The sequence below is a fragment of the Pseudomyxococcus flavus genome (assembly GCF_050038885.1).
Classification (GTDB): Bacteria; Myxococcota; Myxococcia; order Myxococcales; family Myxococcaceae; genus Myxococcus; species Myxococcus flavus.
Genome location: NZ_CP143624.1, coordinates 623837 through 641425, shown reverse-complemented (window position 1 = coordinate 641425; position 17589 = coordinate 623837). Strand labels below are relative to the sequence as shown.

Sequence of the window (17589 nt, the reverse complement as noted above, 5' to 3'; positions counted from 1 at the left end):
CGAACGGTGAACGCTATAAGCGGAACCCTTCAACCTCGGGCTAAAAGGACGGCGATGGTCCGCCTCAAGTTCCTCGTCTTCGCATTCCTGGTCATCGGACTGGGCGTTGCACACCTGCCGATGCTGTCGGGACCGCTGCGCGAGCGCGCCGTCGCCGGAGCGTCGGCCCAGGCCTCCGCGGGCGCCGCCGAGGTGGCGCGTCGCGTGGAGACACGTCGTGCCGAAGTGCAGTCGCTCGCGCTGAAGCTGGCCGCCATGCCGGAGGTGGTGTCCGCCGCCGTTCCGGCGCTGCCGGAGCAGCCCGCGCCTCGCAACGCGCGTGAGCGCGAGCGCGCCGAGGCGGAGGCCGCCGCCGCTCGCGTCTTCACCGCCGAGCGCTTCGCCGCGGTCCGCAGCGCCGTCGAGGCCGTGATTCCCCAGGAACTCAAGGGCGCCGTGGTGGCCGTGGCCGCCCAGGACGCGCAGTTCCACGCCGTCGCGGGAGCCGAGCCGTCCTCGGACGCGGCGAAGCTGGACGTGGTGGGGCTCATCAAGTCCGGCGCCAGCGTGTCGGAGGCCTTCGGCGCGCCGCATGCGTTCGCCGCGGTGCCCCTGGCGTGGTCCGCCGGCGCTCCGTCGGTGACGCTGGTGCTGGGCGCGCCGCTGCTCGACGAGGGCGGGCTGGAGGCCGCGGTGCAGGCGTCCGGCGTGGCCGCGCTCGCGCTGGTGAAGGGCGAGGCGCTGGCCGGCGTCGCCGGGCCCCAGAAGCTGCTGGCGGAAGGGTCGCTCTCGAAGGTGGCCGCGGACACCTCGGGCGTGGTGCTGAGCACCGGCAAGCTCCTGGCGCTGGGCCCGGTCTCGCTGCCCGTCTTCACCCAGGTCGATGACTTCATGGGCGGCAAGGCGCCGCTGATGGTGGGCACCCGCCGCGCGCTGGCGGGCACGCCGCTGGAGGTGCTCGCCATCGCCAGCACGCAGCCCGTGCTGGGCACGCTGGCCGCGTACCAGCAGAACGCCCTGTTCGCGCTGGCGGGCCTCCTGGGGCTGAGCCTCCTGTGGACGTTGATGATGGGCTCTGGCCGCAAGGCCGTGGCGGAAGAGGACTCCAGTGGCAGCTCCGACACGCTGAGCCTGTCGGCCGCCATGGCCTCGAAGCCCGCCCCGGTCGCGTCGCAGCCTCCCGCGCCTGCCGCCGAGCCCGCGCCCGCGGCGGACCCGTTCGCCTTCGCGCCGCCCGCCGCTGCTCCGGCCGCGGACCCGTTCGCCTTCGCGCCGCCGGCCGCGCCGCCTGCGCCCGCGGCGGACCCGTTCGCCTTCGCGCCGCCCGCTCCTGCACCCGCGCCTGCCGCGGACCCGTTCGCCTTCGCGCCGCCGGCCGCGCCCGCCGCGGACCCGTTCGCGATGGCCGCTCCGCCCCCGGCGGGAGACCCGTTCGCGATGTCGCCGCCGGCCCAGGCGCCCGTGGGAGACCCGTTCGCCTTCGCGCCGCCGGCCCCTCCGCCCGCCGCGGACCCGTTCGCGTTCGCGCCCCCTCCGCCGCCCCCAGCGCCCGCCGCTGCGCCGTTTGGCTCGGCCGAGGCGTTCCCGTTCCCCGCGCCGCCGCAAGCCCCCGCGAGCGCCTCGGCGATGCCGTTCGAGCCCGCCGCCGAGCCGTTCGCTGGTGGCCCCGAGCCCCTGGCGCCGGCCGCGCCGCGACGTGGCGCGTTCGCCTTCGAGGACCAGCCCACGGCGGCCTATTCGCTCCAGCAGGCGGCGGATCCGTTCGCGCTGGCGGCTGCGCAGGCCACGCCGGACAGCCCCGAGACGACGCGGGTGGCGGCGATTCCGCGCGAGCTGCTCCAGGCCAGCGCTCGTCCGCCGACGTCGGACGCCATCCCCATGCCCCCGCCGCGTCCGGCGGCTGGCGCGCAGGCCGCGGTTCCCCTCCCGGGGCTGGGCAACTCCGCGGTGGCCCTCTCCGACGAGCAGCACTTCCAGGAGGTCTTCCGCGAGTTCGTCTCCACCCGTGAGCGGTGTGGCGAGGCGGCGGATGGCCTGACGTACGACAAGTTCGTGCAGAAGCTGCGCAAGAACAAGGAGCAACTCGTCCAGAAGTACGCGTGCAAGACGGTGCGCTTCCAGGTCTACGTGAAGGAAGGCAAGGCGGCCCTCAAGGCCACGCCCGTCAAGGACTGAGTCCTCCCGCTCGACTGGCCGTGACGAAGGCCCGTGGTCTCTCAGGAGGCCGCGGGCCTTGTCGTGTCCGATGACACGCGGGCTGTCCGCGCGGCGGGTGGTTATAGAGGGCCCCGGAGGCAGCACATGAACAACGGCGTCTATCTGGCGATAGCCATCCTCGCCGAGGTGGTGGCGACCTCGGCGCTCAAGAGCTCGAACGGCTTCACGCGCCTGGGGCCCTCCATTCTCGTGGTCCTGGGCTACGGCGTGGCCTTCTTCTGCCTGTCCTTCGCGCTGCGGACCATCCCCACCGGCGTCGCCTACGCCATCTGGTCCGGGGCGGGCATCGTCCTCGTGTCCGCGGTGGCGTGGCTCTTCCAGGGCCAGCGGCTGGATGCCGCCGCGCTCGGGGGCATCGGGCTCATCCTGGCGGGCGTGCTCGTCATCAACGTGTTCTCGAAGTCGGCGGCCCACTGAGGCCCGGCTTCGTCTTTGGGTGTTGTCGATATCAAGGAGGAAGCAGATGCAGACGCGGTACGTCCCGAACCTCACCGGAATCCCGGAGACGATGCTCTGGACGTTGCACAACCGGGCAGGGGAGGCGAAGCGCCCGGACGGCATCCTGAAGGACGCGGAGGCGGTGCGCATCTACGACGCCATCGACTACGACTTCGAGAAGTCGTTTGGTCGCGCGGAGGCCTCGCACGCGGTTCGCGCGGTGGAGACGGACCAAGCCATCCGCGCGTGGCTGGCCTCGCACCCCGATGGCTTCGTGGTGTCGCTGGGGGAGGGGCTGGAGACGCAGGCGCAGCGGTTGGACAATGGGCAGCTTCGCTGGCTGAGCGTGGACCTGCCCGAGGCCATTGCCATCCGGGAGCGCTTCCTCACGCCGACCGAGCGGCTGCGGCACTCCCCGGTGAGCGCGCTGGACCGCGCGTGGATGGAGCAGGTGGACGCCAGCAAGGGCGTGTTCATCGTCGCCCAGGGCCTGTTCATGTACTTCGAGGAAGACGAGGTCCGGCGGCTCCTCGTGGACATCGCCGAGCGCTTCCCGGGGGCCGAGCTCGTCTTCGACACGATTCCCAGGTGGTTCTCGCGTCAGACGCTCAAGGGCCTGCGGCGCACGCGCGCGTACCAGCTCCCGCGGATGCCCTGGGGCATCAACCGCGATGAGGTGGAGGCGACGCTGAAGCGGTGGGAGCCCCGCATCGCGCGGGTGGACCTGCAGCCCTACGCATTCCCTCGCGGGCTCCACCGGCTCATCTACAGCGCCCTCAACCAAACGCCCTGGGTGAAGGAGCGGGTGCCCTCGCTGGTCCACGTCCGCTTCGCGGAGCGAGGGGCCTGAGGCTCAGCTCGCGCGCGGCAGCACGAGGCTGAAGCGCGCGCCCTGGCCGGGCTCGCCGCCGACCTCCAGCCGGCCGCCGTGCTCCTGGAGGATTCGCGCGGCGATGGCGAGCCCCAGGCCCGTGCCGCCCTCCTTGGTGGTGAAGTAGGGCTCGAAGACGCGGGCGCGGTGCTCGGGCGGGATGCCGGGGCCGCTGTCCTCCACCTCGACGATGGCGTCGGCGTCGGTGGCGCGCACGCGCACGCGCAAGGTGCCGCCGGTGGCCGCCATGGCCTCCTCGGCGTTCTTCACCAGGTTCACCAGCACCTGGGTGAGCTGGTCCCGGTCCGCGCTCGCCACCACGCCTGTCTGGAGCGTGGGCAGTAGCTGGATGCCCGGCGGCGGCGTGGCGTACAGGGCGAGCACGCTCTGCGCCAGCTCGCCCAGGTCCACGGGCGCGAGCTGTGGCTTGGGCATCCGCGCGAAGTGGCTGAACTCGTCGACGATGCGCCGCAGCCGGTCCACCTCTTCGAGCACCACGCCCGCGCTCTCCTTGAACATGTCCGGGAAGCGCGGGTGCTTCGCCTCCTGCGCGGCCTGGAGCGTCTCCAGCGACATGCGGATGGGCGTCAGCGGGTTCTTGATTTCGTGCGCGAGGCGCCGCGCCACCTCCTGCCACGCGGCGATGCGCTCGCTGGCCATCAGCCGCTCGGTGGTGGCCTTGAGCTCGGACGTCATGTGGTTGAAGGTCCGGACCAGCTCGCCCACCTCGCCGCTGGCCTCCACCGTCACCCGGGACTCCAGCGCGCCCTCGGCCACGCGCCGGGCGCCCTCGGTGAGGGCCTCCACCGGCCGCGTCATCCACCGCGACACCAGCACGCCCAGCAGCACCGCGAAGGTGCCGCCCAGCGCCGCCAGCAGGAGGAAGGCGCGCATGACGCCCTGTTCGGCCTCACGGGCCGCGGCGCGGCTGAAGACGAGCTGCACCGTGCCGGCCTCGCCCAGCGGCAGCGTCTTCGTCACCGTTGGCGGCTCGGCCGTTCCGGCGCGCGCCAGCGCCGTGTCTCCCGCCAGCAGCGTCACCTGTGTCTGGGTGAGCCGCGCCAGGTGCTGCGCCACGCCTTCGTCGAGCAGCACCCCACCCACGGCCCACAGCCGCAGGTCCCCGAAGTCCACGGGCCGGGCGGTGACGAGCGCGGGGAGCTGACGCAGGCCGGACGCGGTGCGCACCTCCACGCGGACCGGCACGGGCCGGGATGACTTCTCGCGCGTGACGGCGAAGAGGACCGGCTCCGGGTCTCCCCGGCGCGCCGGCAGGTGGCCGGAAGAGAGTACCGTGCCGTCGCGGTCGAAGAGCGTCAGGACGCTCAGGCCCCGTGGCTTCATCAGGCTCTCGGCGGTGCCGGCCTGGATGGCGCGGGTGGGGCGCTCCCGGGCCTCGCGGGCCAGGTCCTCCATGATGGTGCTGTCCACCAGCTCCTCCACGGCCCGGCGGGCGGTGGTGCTGGCGCGCTCCAGGGACTCCTGCGCGGAGGCAGTGGCGGCCTCCATGCGCGCATCCAGCTCGCGCGACAGCGTGTCACGCAGGCGGGTGAGGGTGGGGGGGACGACGACCGCGAGCGGAACCAGGGCCAGCAGCGCGAAGGCGAGCGCCAGCCGTGTCCTCAAGCGCATGGCGGTCTCCTCAAGGACGTCCTCCCATCGCCGTCCCCTCCGGTGGCAGCACGTACAGTCCGTCCAGCGAGGGCAGGCCTTGTGCATCCATCATCACCCCGCCCACGTCCGGAGCGAAGCGCATTCCCAGGCCCTGCGCGTACAGCGGCACCAGGGGGACGGATGCCGCCAGCGCCAGGGCCCGCTCGCGCGCCCGCGCGTCCCGCGCCGCCGGGGCCGGGAGCGAGCCGATGGCCGGCAGCTCCACGCCCAGCAAGTCTCGCCGGCCCCCCGCGTCCAGCACCACCGCGAGCGCCGGGCCGGGGATGGGGGGCAGCAGCAGCGCGTGCAGCATCAGCTCGAAGTCACCCCTGGCCCAGCGGGCGCGCAGGGCCGCGCGGGGGAGGGCCTCCAGCGCCACCGTGTAGCCGCGGTCATGCAGCTTGACCTGGATGCGCTCGGCCACCGCGCGCTGGTCCTCCACGGAAGCGTCGTAGAGCAGCGTCACCTTGCGCGAGCCGCCGGCCGATGGCGCGGACGGTCGGGGACGGGCGGGGGCATCCAGCAACACGGGCGGCAGCAGGTGCGGCATGGGCTGCGCGGGGGCCTGGACGAAGAGCCGCGTGAGGTCCTCGCGGTCGATGGCGCTCTCCACGGCCTGCCGGAAGTCAGGGGGCAGCCGCCGGGGGGAGAAGGCCAGGAACGTGGCGTAGAGGGCCGGCCCGGCGACGGCGTCCGTCTCCGACGCGACGCCCAGCTCCACCTGCACCTGCCGGGCGGACCACAGCCGTGAGAGGCCGCGCTGGTCCGTGGCGGAGAGCAGCAGCCGGTCCAGGTACGGGCGCCCCTGCGGCCAGGCCGTCTGCGCCTCCAGCGCGCCGCGTCCGGCGGCGGTGAAGGGGCCCAGGGCGCTGGCGGACACGGGCGGCGCCAGGGCCGGATGGCACAGCGCGCGCTCCAGGTCCGGCCACGGATAGGCCAGCGCCAGCTCCAGCGCGGCGCCCCGGGGCGTCACCTGCCGCGCCTCGCCGCGCACGGCATGGAAGAGGGCGCGGTAGGGCGATGCCCCCTCGTTGCTGGTCAGGCGCATCCAGGCGCGCGCGAGCGCCTGGGCGACGGCGGCGCTGGGCAGCGTGAGGTGCAGGGACTGCGAGGTGGGGCGCGATAGCGTTCGCGCGAGCGCGGGGGCCACGGCGCCGTCCGCCGTGGTCTGGCACACCGGCCGCGAGAGCAGCCCCAGCAACGTGGCCTCCAGCGGCGTGTCGGCGAGCGCGGGCTCTCCCACCTCGGGCGGGCCGTCATGGGCGACGCGGAGCTCCCCGCCGTAGCGAGGCCGCCCCGCCGCCTGGGCGGACGCGGACGCGAGCAGCACGGCGCAGGCAAGGGTTGCGCGGAGTCTCATGGCGTCCCCTGTCGCAGGAGGAAGAGCTCACTGGTGCCGTCCGGCTTCCAGAGTCCGACGATGACCTCGCGGCGCTTGTCGCCGTCCAGGTTGGCCGTCACCACGTACAGCGCACGGCCCGCGGGCAGCGCGCCCTGCCACAGCGGCTCGTGCGCGCCGGGGTCGTCGACGTGGGTGGCGAGCACGCGCACCACGTCGGGCGACGGCGAGAGCTGGGGCGAGGTGGTGATGAGCTCCGGAGTGCCGTCACCATTCAGGTCCCCCAGGGCGCTGCCCGCGCCCAGGTGGCTCCAGCGCAACGGTACGGCGCCCGCGTTCGCGTAGTACGTGGCAGCGCCATCCGGATGGACGAACAACATCCGCTGCGCCTCCAGGCTCGCGGTGGTGAAGGGCGCGGGGACGGTCAGCGTGCGGCCTTCAGCCAGCTTCACGGTGGGCGCGAACGCCGTCTGTCCGGGGACGAAGTCGGCCCGCTCCGTCGCGCCCAGCGGCGCCTGCTCCATCGTCCCCACCACCCGGAGGGTGCTGCGGGCCTTGTCCAGGGCGAGCAGCTCGCCGTGCGCATGCCGCGTGCTCCATGCGGCGAGGCGAGGCGGTCCGGGCAGGAGGGCCAGCGCGCCAAAGGGCTCGCGCGTGGTGGCGCTCGAGGCGGGGAGGGTGTCCATCGCCTTGCGCGCGACGAGCCGTCCCTCGGCGTCGAAGACGGAGACGTCGTGCTCCGTGAGCGCCATCACCTCGTCGCGGCCATCGCCGTCCAGGTCTCCCGCGGCCAGCGCCGCCAGGGGATGCTCCAGGCGGGCCAGGGTGGCGCCCAGCAGGCGGATGCCCGGAGGCGCTCCCTCGGGCGGGCCGGAGGGCGTGGACGCGCCTCCGGACTCCAGCGCGAGCGCCAGCACCGCCGCATCCGCCGGCACCGCCTCCACCAGCGTGGCGGCGGGCTTCGGCGGGCGCGTGGGCGCGCGGCCGGACCAGAAATTCACCCAGGTGCCCAGCAGGTCGCCGCGGGCGCGCAGCTCACCGCCCTCGACGTCCAGGGACAGCCGCACCAGGGCCCGCGAGCCCTGCGCGCGCGCCAGCGCCTCGGCGGCCTCGGCGGTGGGCGCGTCCAGCACCACCGGCGCCAGCTCCGCGGCGGCGAGCTGTGAGGCCAGCATCGTGCCCACCGCGCGCCGCAGCTCGGCGGAGCCGCCCGTGACGTTCACCGCCACCGGCGCCTCCACGCGCTGCGCGCGCACGGCCGCCGCCACCTGCCGGGCGAGGCGGTCAATCGCGGAGGTGCTCTCCGCCGAGGAGGGCGCCGCCTGCGCCGTGAGCGCGGCGAGCACCGGGGCCAGGACCCAGTGTCGGCTCACAATCCCCGCCTGTTGCCTTCGTCCAGGAAGAACTGGTCCGTGGTCACCTGCCCCGGCGGAGGCGCCTCCGCGGTGGGCTGGGTGCCGTCGAGGAAGGGCTCCAGCCGCCCGGGGACGGAGTTGCCCGCCAGCAGGCCGCTGATGGGGTCGATGCGCACCTGAACGACGCCGGGAGGCACCTCGAACTCCCGCACGGGCAGCCCTTCATGGGCCACGCGCATGAAGTGGAGCCAGATGGGCAGCGCGGCGCGGCCACCCGTCTCACTGCCGCCCAGCGGAGCGTTGTTGTCGAAGCCCACCCACGCGCTGGCCACCCAGTCCGCGGTGTAGCCGGAGAACCAGGTGTCGCGCGACTGCTGCGTGGTGCCCGTCTTGCCGGCGGCGGGGCGCTCCAGCGCGAGCACCGCCCGGCCCGAGCCGTCCTCCACCACGCTGCGCATCAAGGACGTGGTGAGGTAGGCCACCGCGGGCGGCAGCGTCTCCTCGAAGGCGGGCTGGTGCTCCTCCAGCACCTTGCCGCGCGCGTCGCGCACGCGCAGCAGCATCAACGGCTCCGCGTAGCGGCCATTGGCCTGGAGCGTGGCGTAGGCGTTGGCGGCCTCCAGCATCGTCACCTCGCCCGTGCCCAGGGCCAGCGTGAGGTTCTCCGGCAGCGGCGAGTGGATGCCCGCCCGGCGCGCGAAGTCGATGGTGGTGGCCGGGGTGAGCGCCTCGATGAGGCGCACGGACACCGTGTTCTTCGACTTGGTGAGCGCCTCCCGCAGCGTCATGGGGCCCTGGAACTGGCGGTCGTAGTTCTGCGGCTTCCACGTCTTGCCCGTGTACGGGTCGCGCACGGCCTCGGGGGCGTCGTTGACCTTCGACAGGGGCGTGTAGCGTCCGCTGCCCATGGCGGCGGCGTACAGGAAGGGCTTGAAGGACGAACCCGGCTGCCGCTTCGCCTGCGTGGCGCGGTTGAAGGAGGACTGCTCCGCGTCATAGCCGCCCACCAGCGCCACCACGTGCCGGTCCTGGGGGCGGATGACCACCAGCCCGCCCTGCACCTCGGGAATCTGGTCCAGCGTCGCCTCCACGAAGGCGGGCGCGGGGGGCGCCTTGAGCACGCGCACGAAGACGAGCTCGCCCTCCTCGAAGACGTCGGAAATCCTCTTGGGGGCGCTCTTGCCCTTCTGCCGTGCCCAGGTGACGGTGGAGAAGGCCACCTCGGCGGTGCGGCCCACCAGGTCCACGCGCGCCACGTTGCGCTTGTCGTCCACCTGCATGACGTAGCCGGTGAGGCGCAGGCCCTCCTCCATCGGCTTGAGGCGCACCGACTGCGTCAGCACCTGGTCCGGGGACAGCGGCGCCTCGTCCTCGGGCGTCAGGTCCGGCCGCTGCTCCTCGGTGCCTTCCTCCTCCAGGGGCTCCAGCGCGGCGCCGGCGGGCTCTGGCGACTTCGGTGCCTCCTTCTCCGCCTTCGCCAGGGGCGCCAGGTCCGCGACATAGCCCTGGTCCTTCTGCCGGCGCCCGGCCTCCTCGATGCGCGTGGCGATGAGTGCCCGGTAGCGCTCCCACTGGCCCTTCTCCAGCGTGCCGCGGGGGCCCCGGTAGCCCTGGCGCCGGTCCACGGCCTCCAGGCCTTCGCGCACCGCCTGCTCCGCCGCGAGCTGGAGCTTGGGCACCATGGCGATGTCCACCCGCAGGCCGCCCTCCATCACCGCCTGCTCGCCGTAGCGCGCGATGAGGGTGCGGCGAATCTCCTCGGTGTAGTACGGCCCCACCGCCTTGCCGCGTCGCGGGGCCAGGACGATGGGCTTCTCCTTCTCCGCCTCCGCCACCTCGGCGGGGACGAAGCCGTTGCGCGCCATCTGGTCCAGCACGTAGCGCTGACGCGACTTCGCCCGCGTCATGTTCGTCACCGGGTTGATGCGGTGCGGGAGCTGCACGGTGCCGGCGAGCACCGCGGCCTCGCCCACGTTCAGGTCCTTCGCGTGCTTGCCGAAGTAGTAGAGCGCGGCCTCCTCCAGGCCGTAGCGGCGCTGCCCGTAGTAGGACTGGTTGATGTAGAGCGCGAGAATCTGGTCCTTGGTGAGCGCCTCCTCCACGCGCGGCGTGAGGATCCACTCGCGGGCCTTGCGCGAGAACTTGCGCTCGGGCGTGAGCAGCAGGTTCTTCACCACCTGCTGGGTGATGGTGGACGCGCCGGACTTGCGGCTGTTGGGGATGAGGTTCTTGATGGCCGCGCGGGTGATGCCGAAGAAGTCCAGGCCCTCGTGCTTGTAGAAGTCCGCGTCCTCGGCGGCGAGGAAGGCGTTGCGCACGTGAGGCGGCAGGTCCTCCACGCGAACCAGCGTGCGGCGCTCGCGCGCGAACTCGGCGCAGACGCTGCCGTCTCCACACGTGACCTTGGTGACCTGCGGCGGCTGGTAGTTGCGCAGCGCATCCACGGAGGGCAGGTCCCGGCTGTAGTAGATGTAGCCGCCCACGCCGACGGCGATGGCGAGCACCAGGCCCACCACGCCGGTGATGAGCAGCCGCTTCGTCCAGCGCCAGAGCCTGGCACCGAGCCCGGGGCGCGACGGCGGCGCCGGGGGAGCGGGTGTGGAGGTTTCGGGCGAAGAGGGCATCGCGGGGACCGTGGGCATTGCGCGGGACTGAGAATGAAGTCCGCAGGTTAGACCGGGGGACGTGGAACGGGAACCGCTCTGGAGCCCCTCCCGGCGCAGGGGCTCCGGGCAGGAAGGCGCTAGTGGGCCGGGGACGCCGCACCCTGGGTGGGCCGCGACTGCCCACGCTGTGTCTGGGCGCCGGCCATGTCCGCCTGGGCCATGCGGCGCATCCGGTCCGCGTTGAGGCGGGCCTGCACGTAGCGCGGTGACAGGTGCATGGCGGCGGCGTAGGCGGCGCGGGCCTCCTCCATGTGGCCGAGCCTCTCGTGGGCCACGCCCAGGTTGTTGTGCACGTAGGCCACGTGCGGCAGCAGCGCCGCTGCCTGGGTGAGGACCTCCGCGGCCTTCTCGTTCTCCCCCGCGCGCAGGTAGGTGAAGCCCAGGTTGTTGAGGGCGAAGCCGTGCTCCGGATTCAGGTGGACGGCTTGCTGGAAGCGGCGCATGGCCGCCGCCAGCGCGCCCTGGCCCAGGTGGGCCCGGCCGAGCACCTGATAGGCCTCCACGTATTCGGGATTGCGGAGCACGGCCTCTTCTCCCGCGGCGATGGCTTCGGCGTGGCGGCCCAGGGACACCAGGAGTCGCGCCTGCCGCACCATCGGGCGGGCGTCGAGGGGCAGCAGGCGACCGAGCTGGCCATAGGCGCGCACCGCGAGGTCCAGCCGCCCGGTGAGCCCGGCGAGCTCCGCCGTCAGGGCCACGGCCACCACGTCATCCGGCGCGTCGTGAATCGCACGGCGGCACTCGGTGAGGGCACCGGAGAGGTCGTCCCACTCGCGCAGCAGGTGGGCCCGGCTGAGGTGGTCCACGCGGCGTCCGTGCGTGTGCTCCAGGGCGAGCGCGGCATCCGGTGCGAAGTCCGCGCTGGAGGGCTCCACCGAGGCGTCGGGCGCATCCGGATCCGCGGCCAGGCCAGGCGGAAGCTCGGCCGTCATCGTGCCCGGGAGGTTGTTCGAGCCGGCCGCCGGAACCGCCACGTCAGGACGGGCGCTCGGGACGCTGTCGCCACGGGCCACCGCGGCGTCATCCGGTGTCGTGGCCAGGTCGTCCCGCGGAAAGGGGACGTGGACGGCCGTGAAGGGCGCGGGTTGCCGCTCCGACTCGAGCCACGCGGTCAACGTCGGCGGCAGGGGCGCATCCGCCCACGCCACCACCAGCCCGATCGCCATGAGGCTGGCCGGCACCAGCGCGCTCCGGACGGAGGACGGCAGGGCGAATCCAACGAGAGGCGAGTGCTTCGAGCGGCTCCGGCGCATGTGACGACCTCGGCTTCCAGCGGAGCGCCCGGGCCGGGGCTCCGGAGTGGCCGTGTGTCGGCCTCCCACCTGGCGTCAATGCGACCCGCGTGCCACGCGCGCGCTCCGAGGGACGAGGGCGCTTGTGTGGCCCCATGGCCACACGGAGGGGGAAAAGCATGGCGGTGGGCGCGGGCGGCATGCGACGGTCCGCGCGATGAAGATCGCCACCTGGAACGTGAACTCGGTGCGGGCCCGGCAGGAGCGGTTGCTCGCCTGGTTGAAGAAGGCACAGCCGGACATCCTCTGCCTGCAGGAACTCAAGTGCGTGGACGAGGACTTCCCCATGGAGGCCGTGCGTGAGCTGGGCTACCACGCCGCCGTCCACGGGCAGAAGACGTACAACGGCGTGGCCATCCTCGCGAAGGAGGAGCCGAAGGACGTCGTGAAGGGGCTCTCCGATGGCGTGGATGACTCGCACGCGCGCCTCATCGCGGCGACCGTGGGCGGCATCCGCGTGGTGAGCGCGTACGCGCCCAATGGGCAGTCGGTGGACTCACCGCAGTACCAATACAAGCTGGAGTGGTACGGCCGCCTGCGGCGCTACCTGGACACGCGCCACGAGCCCGATGAGCCGCTGGTGCTGGGCGGCGACTGGAACGTGGCGCCCGAGGACATCGACACCTACGACCCGAAGCTGTGGGAAGGGCAGACGCTCTTCACGCTGAAGGAGCGGGACGCGCTCCAGCACCTGGGGGCCTTCGGACTCTCGGATGCCTTCCGCAGGCTGCACCCGGGCGTGCAGAAGTTCACCTGGTGGGACTACCGCATGCTCGGCTTCCCCAAGAACCTGGGTCTGCGCATCGACCATCTCTATGTGACGGCCCCGCTGGCGGAACGGCTGACCGTGGTGGACGTGGACCGCGAGGAGCGCAAGGGCAAGCAGCCCTCGGACCACGCGCCGGTGTGGCTCGAGCTGCGTGACTGAACCTGCCGCTGGGAGCTCCTCGTCGCCCACGGGGGGCTCCCGTGCAATTGCTTGCCCGGCCGCACGTACACCCAGTGCATGCGCCACTCCGCCTTCGTCTGCTTCCTGCTCGCCACAGTGGCTGTCCAGCCGCCCGCGTGGGCCCAGGCTCCCAGCACGCCCTCGCTCCCGGAGCAGCTCCCCGGCCTGTGGGGCAACGAGACGTCCTTCGGGCCGAAGGTCCAAGGCGCGCTCACGGTGGATGGGCGTCAGTCCGAATGGCGCGTCCGAATCGCGGGCTTCGACGTCGCCGCGAAGCGCACCGGGGCGGACGTCACGTTCGCTCTTCCGGGGGAACACGGGGCGTTTCGCGGCCGGCTGTCCCCGGACGAGAAGGCCCTGGAAGGGTTCTGGATTCAGCCGCCAGGCATGACGCTGAGCGCGGCGTATGCGACGCCCCTGCGGCTTCGCGCCACCAGCTCGCGAGTCTGGGAAGGGTCGGTGAAGCCCCTGGCCGACACGAGCTCCATGTACCTGCGCATCCAGCGCGAGCCGGAGGGCTCACTGACGGGCTTCATCCGCAATCCCGAGTTCAACTTCGGGCTGCGCCGGCCCTTCAAGCTGGAGGTCCAGGGCAACGCGCTGACCTTCGTCAACACGCGGCGCAAGAACGACACGCTCCGGGGCTTCTTCGACGAGGAGACGGGCCACATCTCGCTGCGAATCCAGGGCGTCGGTCAGTTCGAGTTCTCGCGCCGCGACGAGAACAGCGCGCCTCGCTTCTACCCACGCACTCCCGGCGCTCCCGCCTACGTGTACCGGCCGCCCGTGCCCTCGGACGATGGCTGGAAGACGGCGACGCTGGAGAGCGTGAAGCTCGACCCGAAGCCCATCGCCGCGCTGATGGAGTCCATCCAGGGCGCCGCGGCGACCGACGTGCACGCGCCCTACATCCACGCGCTGCTGATTGCCCGCCACGGGAAGCTGGTGGTGGAGGAGTACTTCCATGGCCATGGGCGCGACCAGGTCCACGACACGCGCTCGGCGGGCAAGACGCTGGCGTCGGTGCTGCTCGGCATCGCGCTGGAGCAGAAGAAGGGCGTCGATGTCCACACGCCTCTCTCCCGGTTGCTCCCCCGTTACGAGGCCCTCTTCCAGGACGACCCGCGCAAGCAGCGGCTCACCGCCGAGCACTTGATGACGATGACCTCGGGGCTGGCGTGCGATGACGGTGATGGGGACTCGCCTGGCAACGAGGACGTCATGCAGTCACAGCGGGCGCAGCGGGACTGGTACCGGTACGCGCTGGCGCTGCCCATGTCACGGGAGCCCGGAGGCGCCGAGGCCGTCTACTGCTCGGCGGGCATCAACCTGCTGGGTGCCATCGTCTCGCAGCAGTCGGGCATGGCGCTTCCGGAGTTCTTCGAGCAGCGCTTCGCCCGGCCGCTGGACATCCGCGACTACCACATGAACCTGATGCCGACCGGCGAGGGCTATCTGGGCGGCGGCATCTACCTGCGCCCCAGGGACGCCCTCAAGCTGGGGCAGGTGTTCCTCTCCGGCGGTCGCTGGAACCAGCGCCAGGTGGTGAGCCCGCGCTGGGTGGAGGCCTCCACGCGGCGGCACGCCCGGTTCTCGGATGACCACGGCTACGGCTACGCGTGGCATCTGCACGACCTGAAGGTGGGCGACCGCACCTACCGGCAGTACGCGGCGGAGGGGAACGGTGGCCAGTTCGTCATCGTCGTGCCGGAGCTGGACTTGACGGTGATGATTGCCGCGGCGAACTACGGCGATTTCACGCGGTGGTATCGCTTCCAGGACCTGGTGCCTCAGTACGTCATCCCCGCGGTGCTCGATGCGCCGGTCGCGAAGCCCCGGGGCTCGCAGGGGTAGGGGGCCGCCCAGGGATTCGTGCGATGCTCTTGGCCACGAGGCCATGACGACGCCACCCCCCGAATCGCTGCCGTTCCCTGACAGCCTGTGTCATCGCTGTGCCGCGCCGCCGCGCTACGTCCAGTCGCGGACCACCACGTTCATCCTCTGCCCGCTGCTGCCCCAGAAGTATCCACCTCAGCCCGTCCGCGCGTGCGCGCTCTTCAAGCCCCGGGCGCCGGGGCCGTCCCAGGGCATGGAGTGAGCCCAGCAGGTCATGGGAATCTGGAAATCCAGAAAGCGCATTCGCATGGAGCGCCTCCACTGCGATTGCCGGGCACTCGGCGTCACGGCAGGGTAGATTCGCGGCCGTGTCCGAGGAGAAAAACCCGAACGCGCCACCCGAAGGCTCCGACGCGACGGTGCTCTCCCCGCAGCGCCCCGTCATCACCGGTGTGAATGCAGGCGAGCTGTTCGCCGGGCGCTACGTGCTCGAAGAGCTGGCGGGGCGTGGCGGGATGGGCGCGGTGTACCGGGCCCGGGACACGCTGGTTGGCGACATGGTGGCGTTGAAGATGCTGGAGCTGGGCGGTTCGCCCGCGCCGGAGTGGATGGAGCGCTTCCGCCGCGAGGTCCGGCTGGCCCGGCGCATCACCCACCGTCACGTGGCGCGGACCTTCGACCTGGGCGAGCACGGCGGGCGCCTCTACCTGACGATGGAGTACGTAGAGGGCGAGAGCCTCCAGTCGTTGATGGAGCGCGAGCGCGCCGTTCCTCCCGCGCGGGCCGCCCGGCTCGTCCTGGCGCTCTGCGAGGGGCTGGCCGCGGCCCATGCGGCCGGCGTGGTGCACCGGGACCTCAAGCCGGCCAACGTGCTGGTGGAGCCGGGTGGCCGGGTGGTGCTCACGGACTTCGGCATCGCCCGCGCGGTGGCGGGCGAGGCGGCTTCACGCACGCAGGGGCTGGTGGGCACGCCCATGTACATGGCGCCGGAGCAACTGGAGAGCGGCGAAGTGGACGCTCGCGCCGACCTCTACGCCACCGGGCTGGTGCTGTACCAGTTGCTCACCGGCACGCCGCCGTTCTCCGGCGACTCTCCCATGGCCGTGGCCGTGGCCCGGTTGCGCCAGCCGCCGCCCGACCCGCGCCTGCTCGCGGTGGTGCCGGATGCGCTGGCGGAGCTGGTGCTCGCGTGCCTTGCCCGTGAGCCCTCCGGACGTCCCGAGGACGCGGCCTGTGTGGCGGATGCGCTGAGGCAGTGGCTTCACTCCGCCGGGGAGCCCGTGGAGCCCGAGCATGGCCATGGCGCGCACCTCGCGCCGAGAGCGCAGCCCCTGGGCAGGGGCCTGACGCCCACGGCATCCCCTCCGGGCACGTCCTCGCCGAGGGCCACCCCCACCCGTACCGGCAGCGCTTCCCTGGTGCCGGCGACGCCCCGCACGCCGCTGCGGGCCGAGGAGCAGTCGCTGGCGGTGCTTCCGCTGCGCTTCATGGGGCCCAAGGACCAGGAGTTCCTGGGCGACGGCGTGACGGAGGCCCTCATCGACGTGCTGTCGAGGACGCGCGGGCTCCGGGTGCAGAGCAGCGGCGCCACCGAGCGCTTCCGTCACGAGCGAGACCCTCGCGTCGCCGCGCGAGAGCTCGGGGTGGAGCTGGTGGTGGACGGCACGCTCCAGGCCGCCGGAAAGACGGTGCGCGTGACGCTCCGGCTGGTGGAGGGCGCGTCGGGCACGCAGCTGTGGAGCGGCCGTTTCGAAGACGCGGACGACGACATGTTCCAGCTCCAGGACCGGCTGGCGCAGCGACTGGCGGAGTCCCTTCGCGGCGAGCTGTCCATCCTGGTCTACCGGGCCACGGTTCCGCCGGATGCGCTGGCCCTCTACCGGCAGGTGCTGTCGCGGCTGCGCTCGCATTCGATGACGCGCGAGCTCCATGACGAGGTCATCGCGCCGCTCGAGCAACTCCACGCGGCGGAGCCCGGCTTCCTGCCCGCGGCGGCGCAGCACGCCGTGGCGACGTTGAGGGCGGGCTTCCTGCGCACGCTGGCGGACGAGGTCGACTGGGATGCCCTGGCGCGGACGAGCCTGGAGCGCGCCCGGCGGGTGGCGCCCGAGCTGGTGGAGACCCGGCTGGCCCAGGCGCTCCTGGCCACGCGAGAAGGCCGGTGGCGCGACGCGGTCGAGGCCTTGCGCTCGGCGCTCGATACGGCGCCCACCTATGCGCCCGCGCTCCAGCTCCTGGGGAACCTGCAATGCGAGGCGGGCCGCGTGGACGAGGGCCTGCCCCGCTTGAGGCTGGCGTATGCCCTGGAGCCCGGCATGGCCATCTGCCTGGTCGAGGTGGCGCGTTGCAGTGCCCTGCGGGGCGACGATGCGACCTATCAGTGGTGCATGGCGCGGCTGGGCAACCAGCCCTTGCTGGGCATTCCGGTGCTCCTCCTCCGCATGCGCGTCGCCGCCTGGAAGGGCGACCTGGACGAGGTGCGCCAGTGCCGGGATGCGCTGAACGAGGACCCGAGCCACATGGCCTTCCACGTCGCCATGTACTGCTCGGTGTCGCTGGGCGAGGTGTCGGTGGAGGACGCGCTGTCCAACCTGGACGGGATGCTCGCCCGCCCGGTGCATCCGCGCTTCGCGTCGATGGTGTGTCAGCTCGCGGCGGAGTTGATGTGCATCCGGGCCCAGCCCGCCGAGGCGCTGCGCTACCTCCAGCAGGCCGCGGACCTGGCGCTCATCGATCTGGAGTGGATGGACCGCTGCCCGGTGCTGACACCCCTGCGTGCGCTGCCGGGGTTCTCCGAAGCGCGGCGCAAGGTGCGCTCGCGCGTGGAGGCCATCTGGTCCGCCTGAGGTGAGGCGGCCCGCGCCGCTCGGCTCGCGCCCGTGACGGCCGGCGGGTGATGAACACGTCACGGGGCATGGGCGCGAACCACGCCCGGGAGGCCGCGTCTCTCCTGGGGGGCATCCACGGGCAGCCGGTCCTGCTCGAGTCCCACAG

Annotated in this window: 12 protein-coding genes; 7 read left to right on the top strand and 5 right to left on the bottom strand. The window is 72.7% G+C overall.

The genetic code is table 11. From position 1 onward, the window contains the following. The first annotated feature begins 54 nt into the window (after window positions 1-54). The 3 genes from VZL07_RS02550 (at window position 55) to VZL07_RS02540 (ending at window position 3484) form a co-directional block, all read left to right on the top strand. Window positions 55-2154 carry an MXAN_5187 family protein gene (locus VZL07_RS02550; RefSeq protein WP_426753725.1) on the top strand — a complete coding sequence of 700 codons (2100 nt, stop codon included), beginning with the start codon at window positions 55-57 and terminating at the stop codon, window positions 2152-2154. A gap of 126 nt (window positions 2155-2280) precedes the next feature. Continuing rightward, window positions 2281-2613, top strand: a complete 333-nt coding sequence (locus VZL07_RS02545) for an SMR family transporter (RefSeq protein ID WP_426753724.1) — start codon at window positions 2281-2283, stop codon at window positions 2611-2613. 46 nt (window positions 2614-2659) lie between these two features. After that, window positions 2660-3484, top strand: a complete 825-nt coding sequence (locus VZL07_RS02540) for a class I SAM-dependent methyltransferase (RefSeq protein WP_426753723.1) — start codon at window positions 2660-2662, stop codon at window positions 3482-3484. A gap of 3 nt (window positions 3485-3487) precedes the next feature. Here the strand turns inward: VZL07_RS02540 and VZL07_RS02535 are convergent, their stop codons facing one another. From VZL07_RS02535 to VZL07_RS02515, 5 genes are all read right to left on the bottom strand, one after another. Next, window positions 3488-5137 (bottom strand): sensor histidine kinase, encoded by a 1650-nt coding sequence (locus tag VZL07_RS02535; RefSeq protein ID WP_426753722.1) that lies wholly within the window; start codon window positions 5135-5137, stop codon window positions 3488-3490. 10 nt (window positions 5138-5147) lie between these two features. Next, window positions 5148-6518: a peptide ABC transporter substrate-binding protein gene (locus tag VZL07_RS02530; RefSeq protein ID WP_426753721.1), complete on the bottom strand. Its 1371-nt coding sequence runs from the start codon at window positions 6516-6518 to the stop codon at window positions 5148-5150. Beyond that, the gene (locus tag VZL07_RS02525) at window positions 6515-7870 is read right to left on the bottom strand and encodes a VCBS repeat-containing protein (protein ID WP_426753720.1); all 1356 of its coding nucleotides are present in this window, start codon (window positions 7868-7870) and stop codon (window positions 6515-6517) included. The genes VZL07_RS02530 and VZL07_RS02525 overlap by 4 nt, the downstream gene beginning before the upstream one ends. Further along, window positions 7867-10476 carry a penicillin-binding protein 1A gene (locus VZL07_RS02520; RefSeq protein WP_426753719.1) on the bottom strand — a complete coding sequence of 870 codons (2610 nt, stop codon included), beginning with the start codon at window positions 10474-10476 and terminating at the stop codon, window positions 7867-7869. Before VZL07_RS02520 ends, VZL07_RS02525 begins: the two co-directional genes overlap by 4 nt. Window positions 10477-10595: 119 nt before the next feature. Beyond that, on the bottom strand, window positions 10596-11684 hold the full coding sequence (locus tag VZL07_RS02515) for a tetratricopeptide repeat protein (RefSeq protein ID WP_426753718.1): 1089 nt from the start codon (window positions 11682-11684) through the stop codon (window positions 10596-10598). A 283-nt stretch (window positions 11685-11967) separates the two neighbouring features. On the opposite strand from VZL07_RS02515, the gene xth reads away from it, so the two are divergent. The 4 genes from xth (at window position 11968) to VZL07_RS02495 (ending at window position 17441) form a co-directional block, all read left to right on the top strand. Continuing rightward, a complete protein-coding gene (gene xth, locus VZL07_RS02510) occupies window positions 11968-12738 on the top strand; it encodes an exodeoxyribonuclease III (RefSeq protein WP_426753717.1) in 771 nt (256 codons plus the stop codon). Between the two features lie 78 nt (window positions 12739-12816). Continuing rightward, entirely contained in the window at window positions 12817-14613 is a 1797-nt protein-coding gene (locus VZL07_RS02505) for a serine hydrolase domain-containing protein (RefSeq protein WP_426753716.1), read from the top strand. A 43-nt stretch (window positions 14614-14656) separates the two neighbouring features. Further along, on the top strand, window positions 14657-14857 hold the full coding sequence (locus VZL07_RS02500) for a hypothetical protein (protein WP_426753715.1): 201 nt from the start codon (window positions 14657-14659) through the stop codon (window positions 14855-14857). A gap of 106 nt (window positions 14858-14963) precedes the next feature. Beyond that, window positions 14964-17441 (top strand): protein kinase domain-containing protein, encoded by a 2478-nt coding sequence (locus VZL07_RS02495; RefSeq protein WP_426753714.1) that lies wholly within the window; start codon window positions 14964-14966, stop codon window positions 17439-17441. The last annotated feature ends 148 nt before the right edge of the window (window positions 17442-17589 follow it).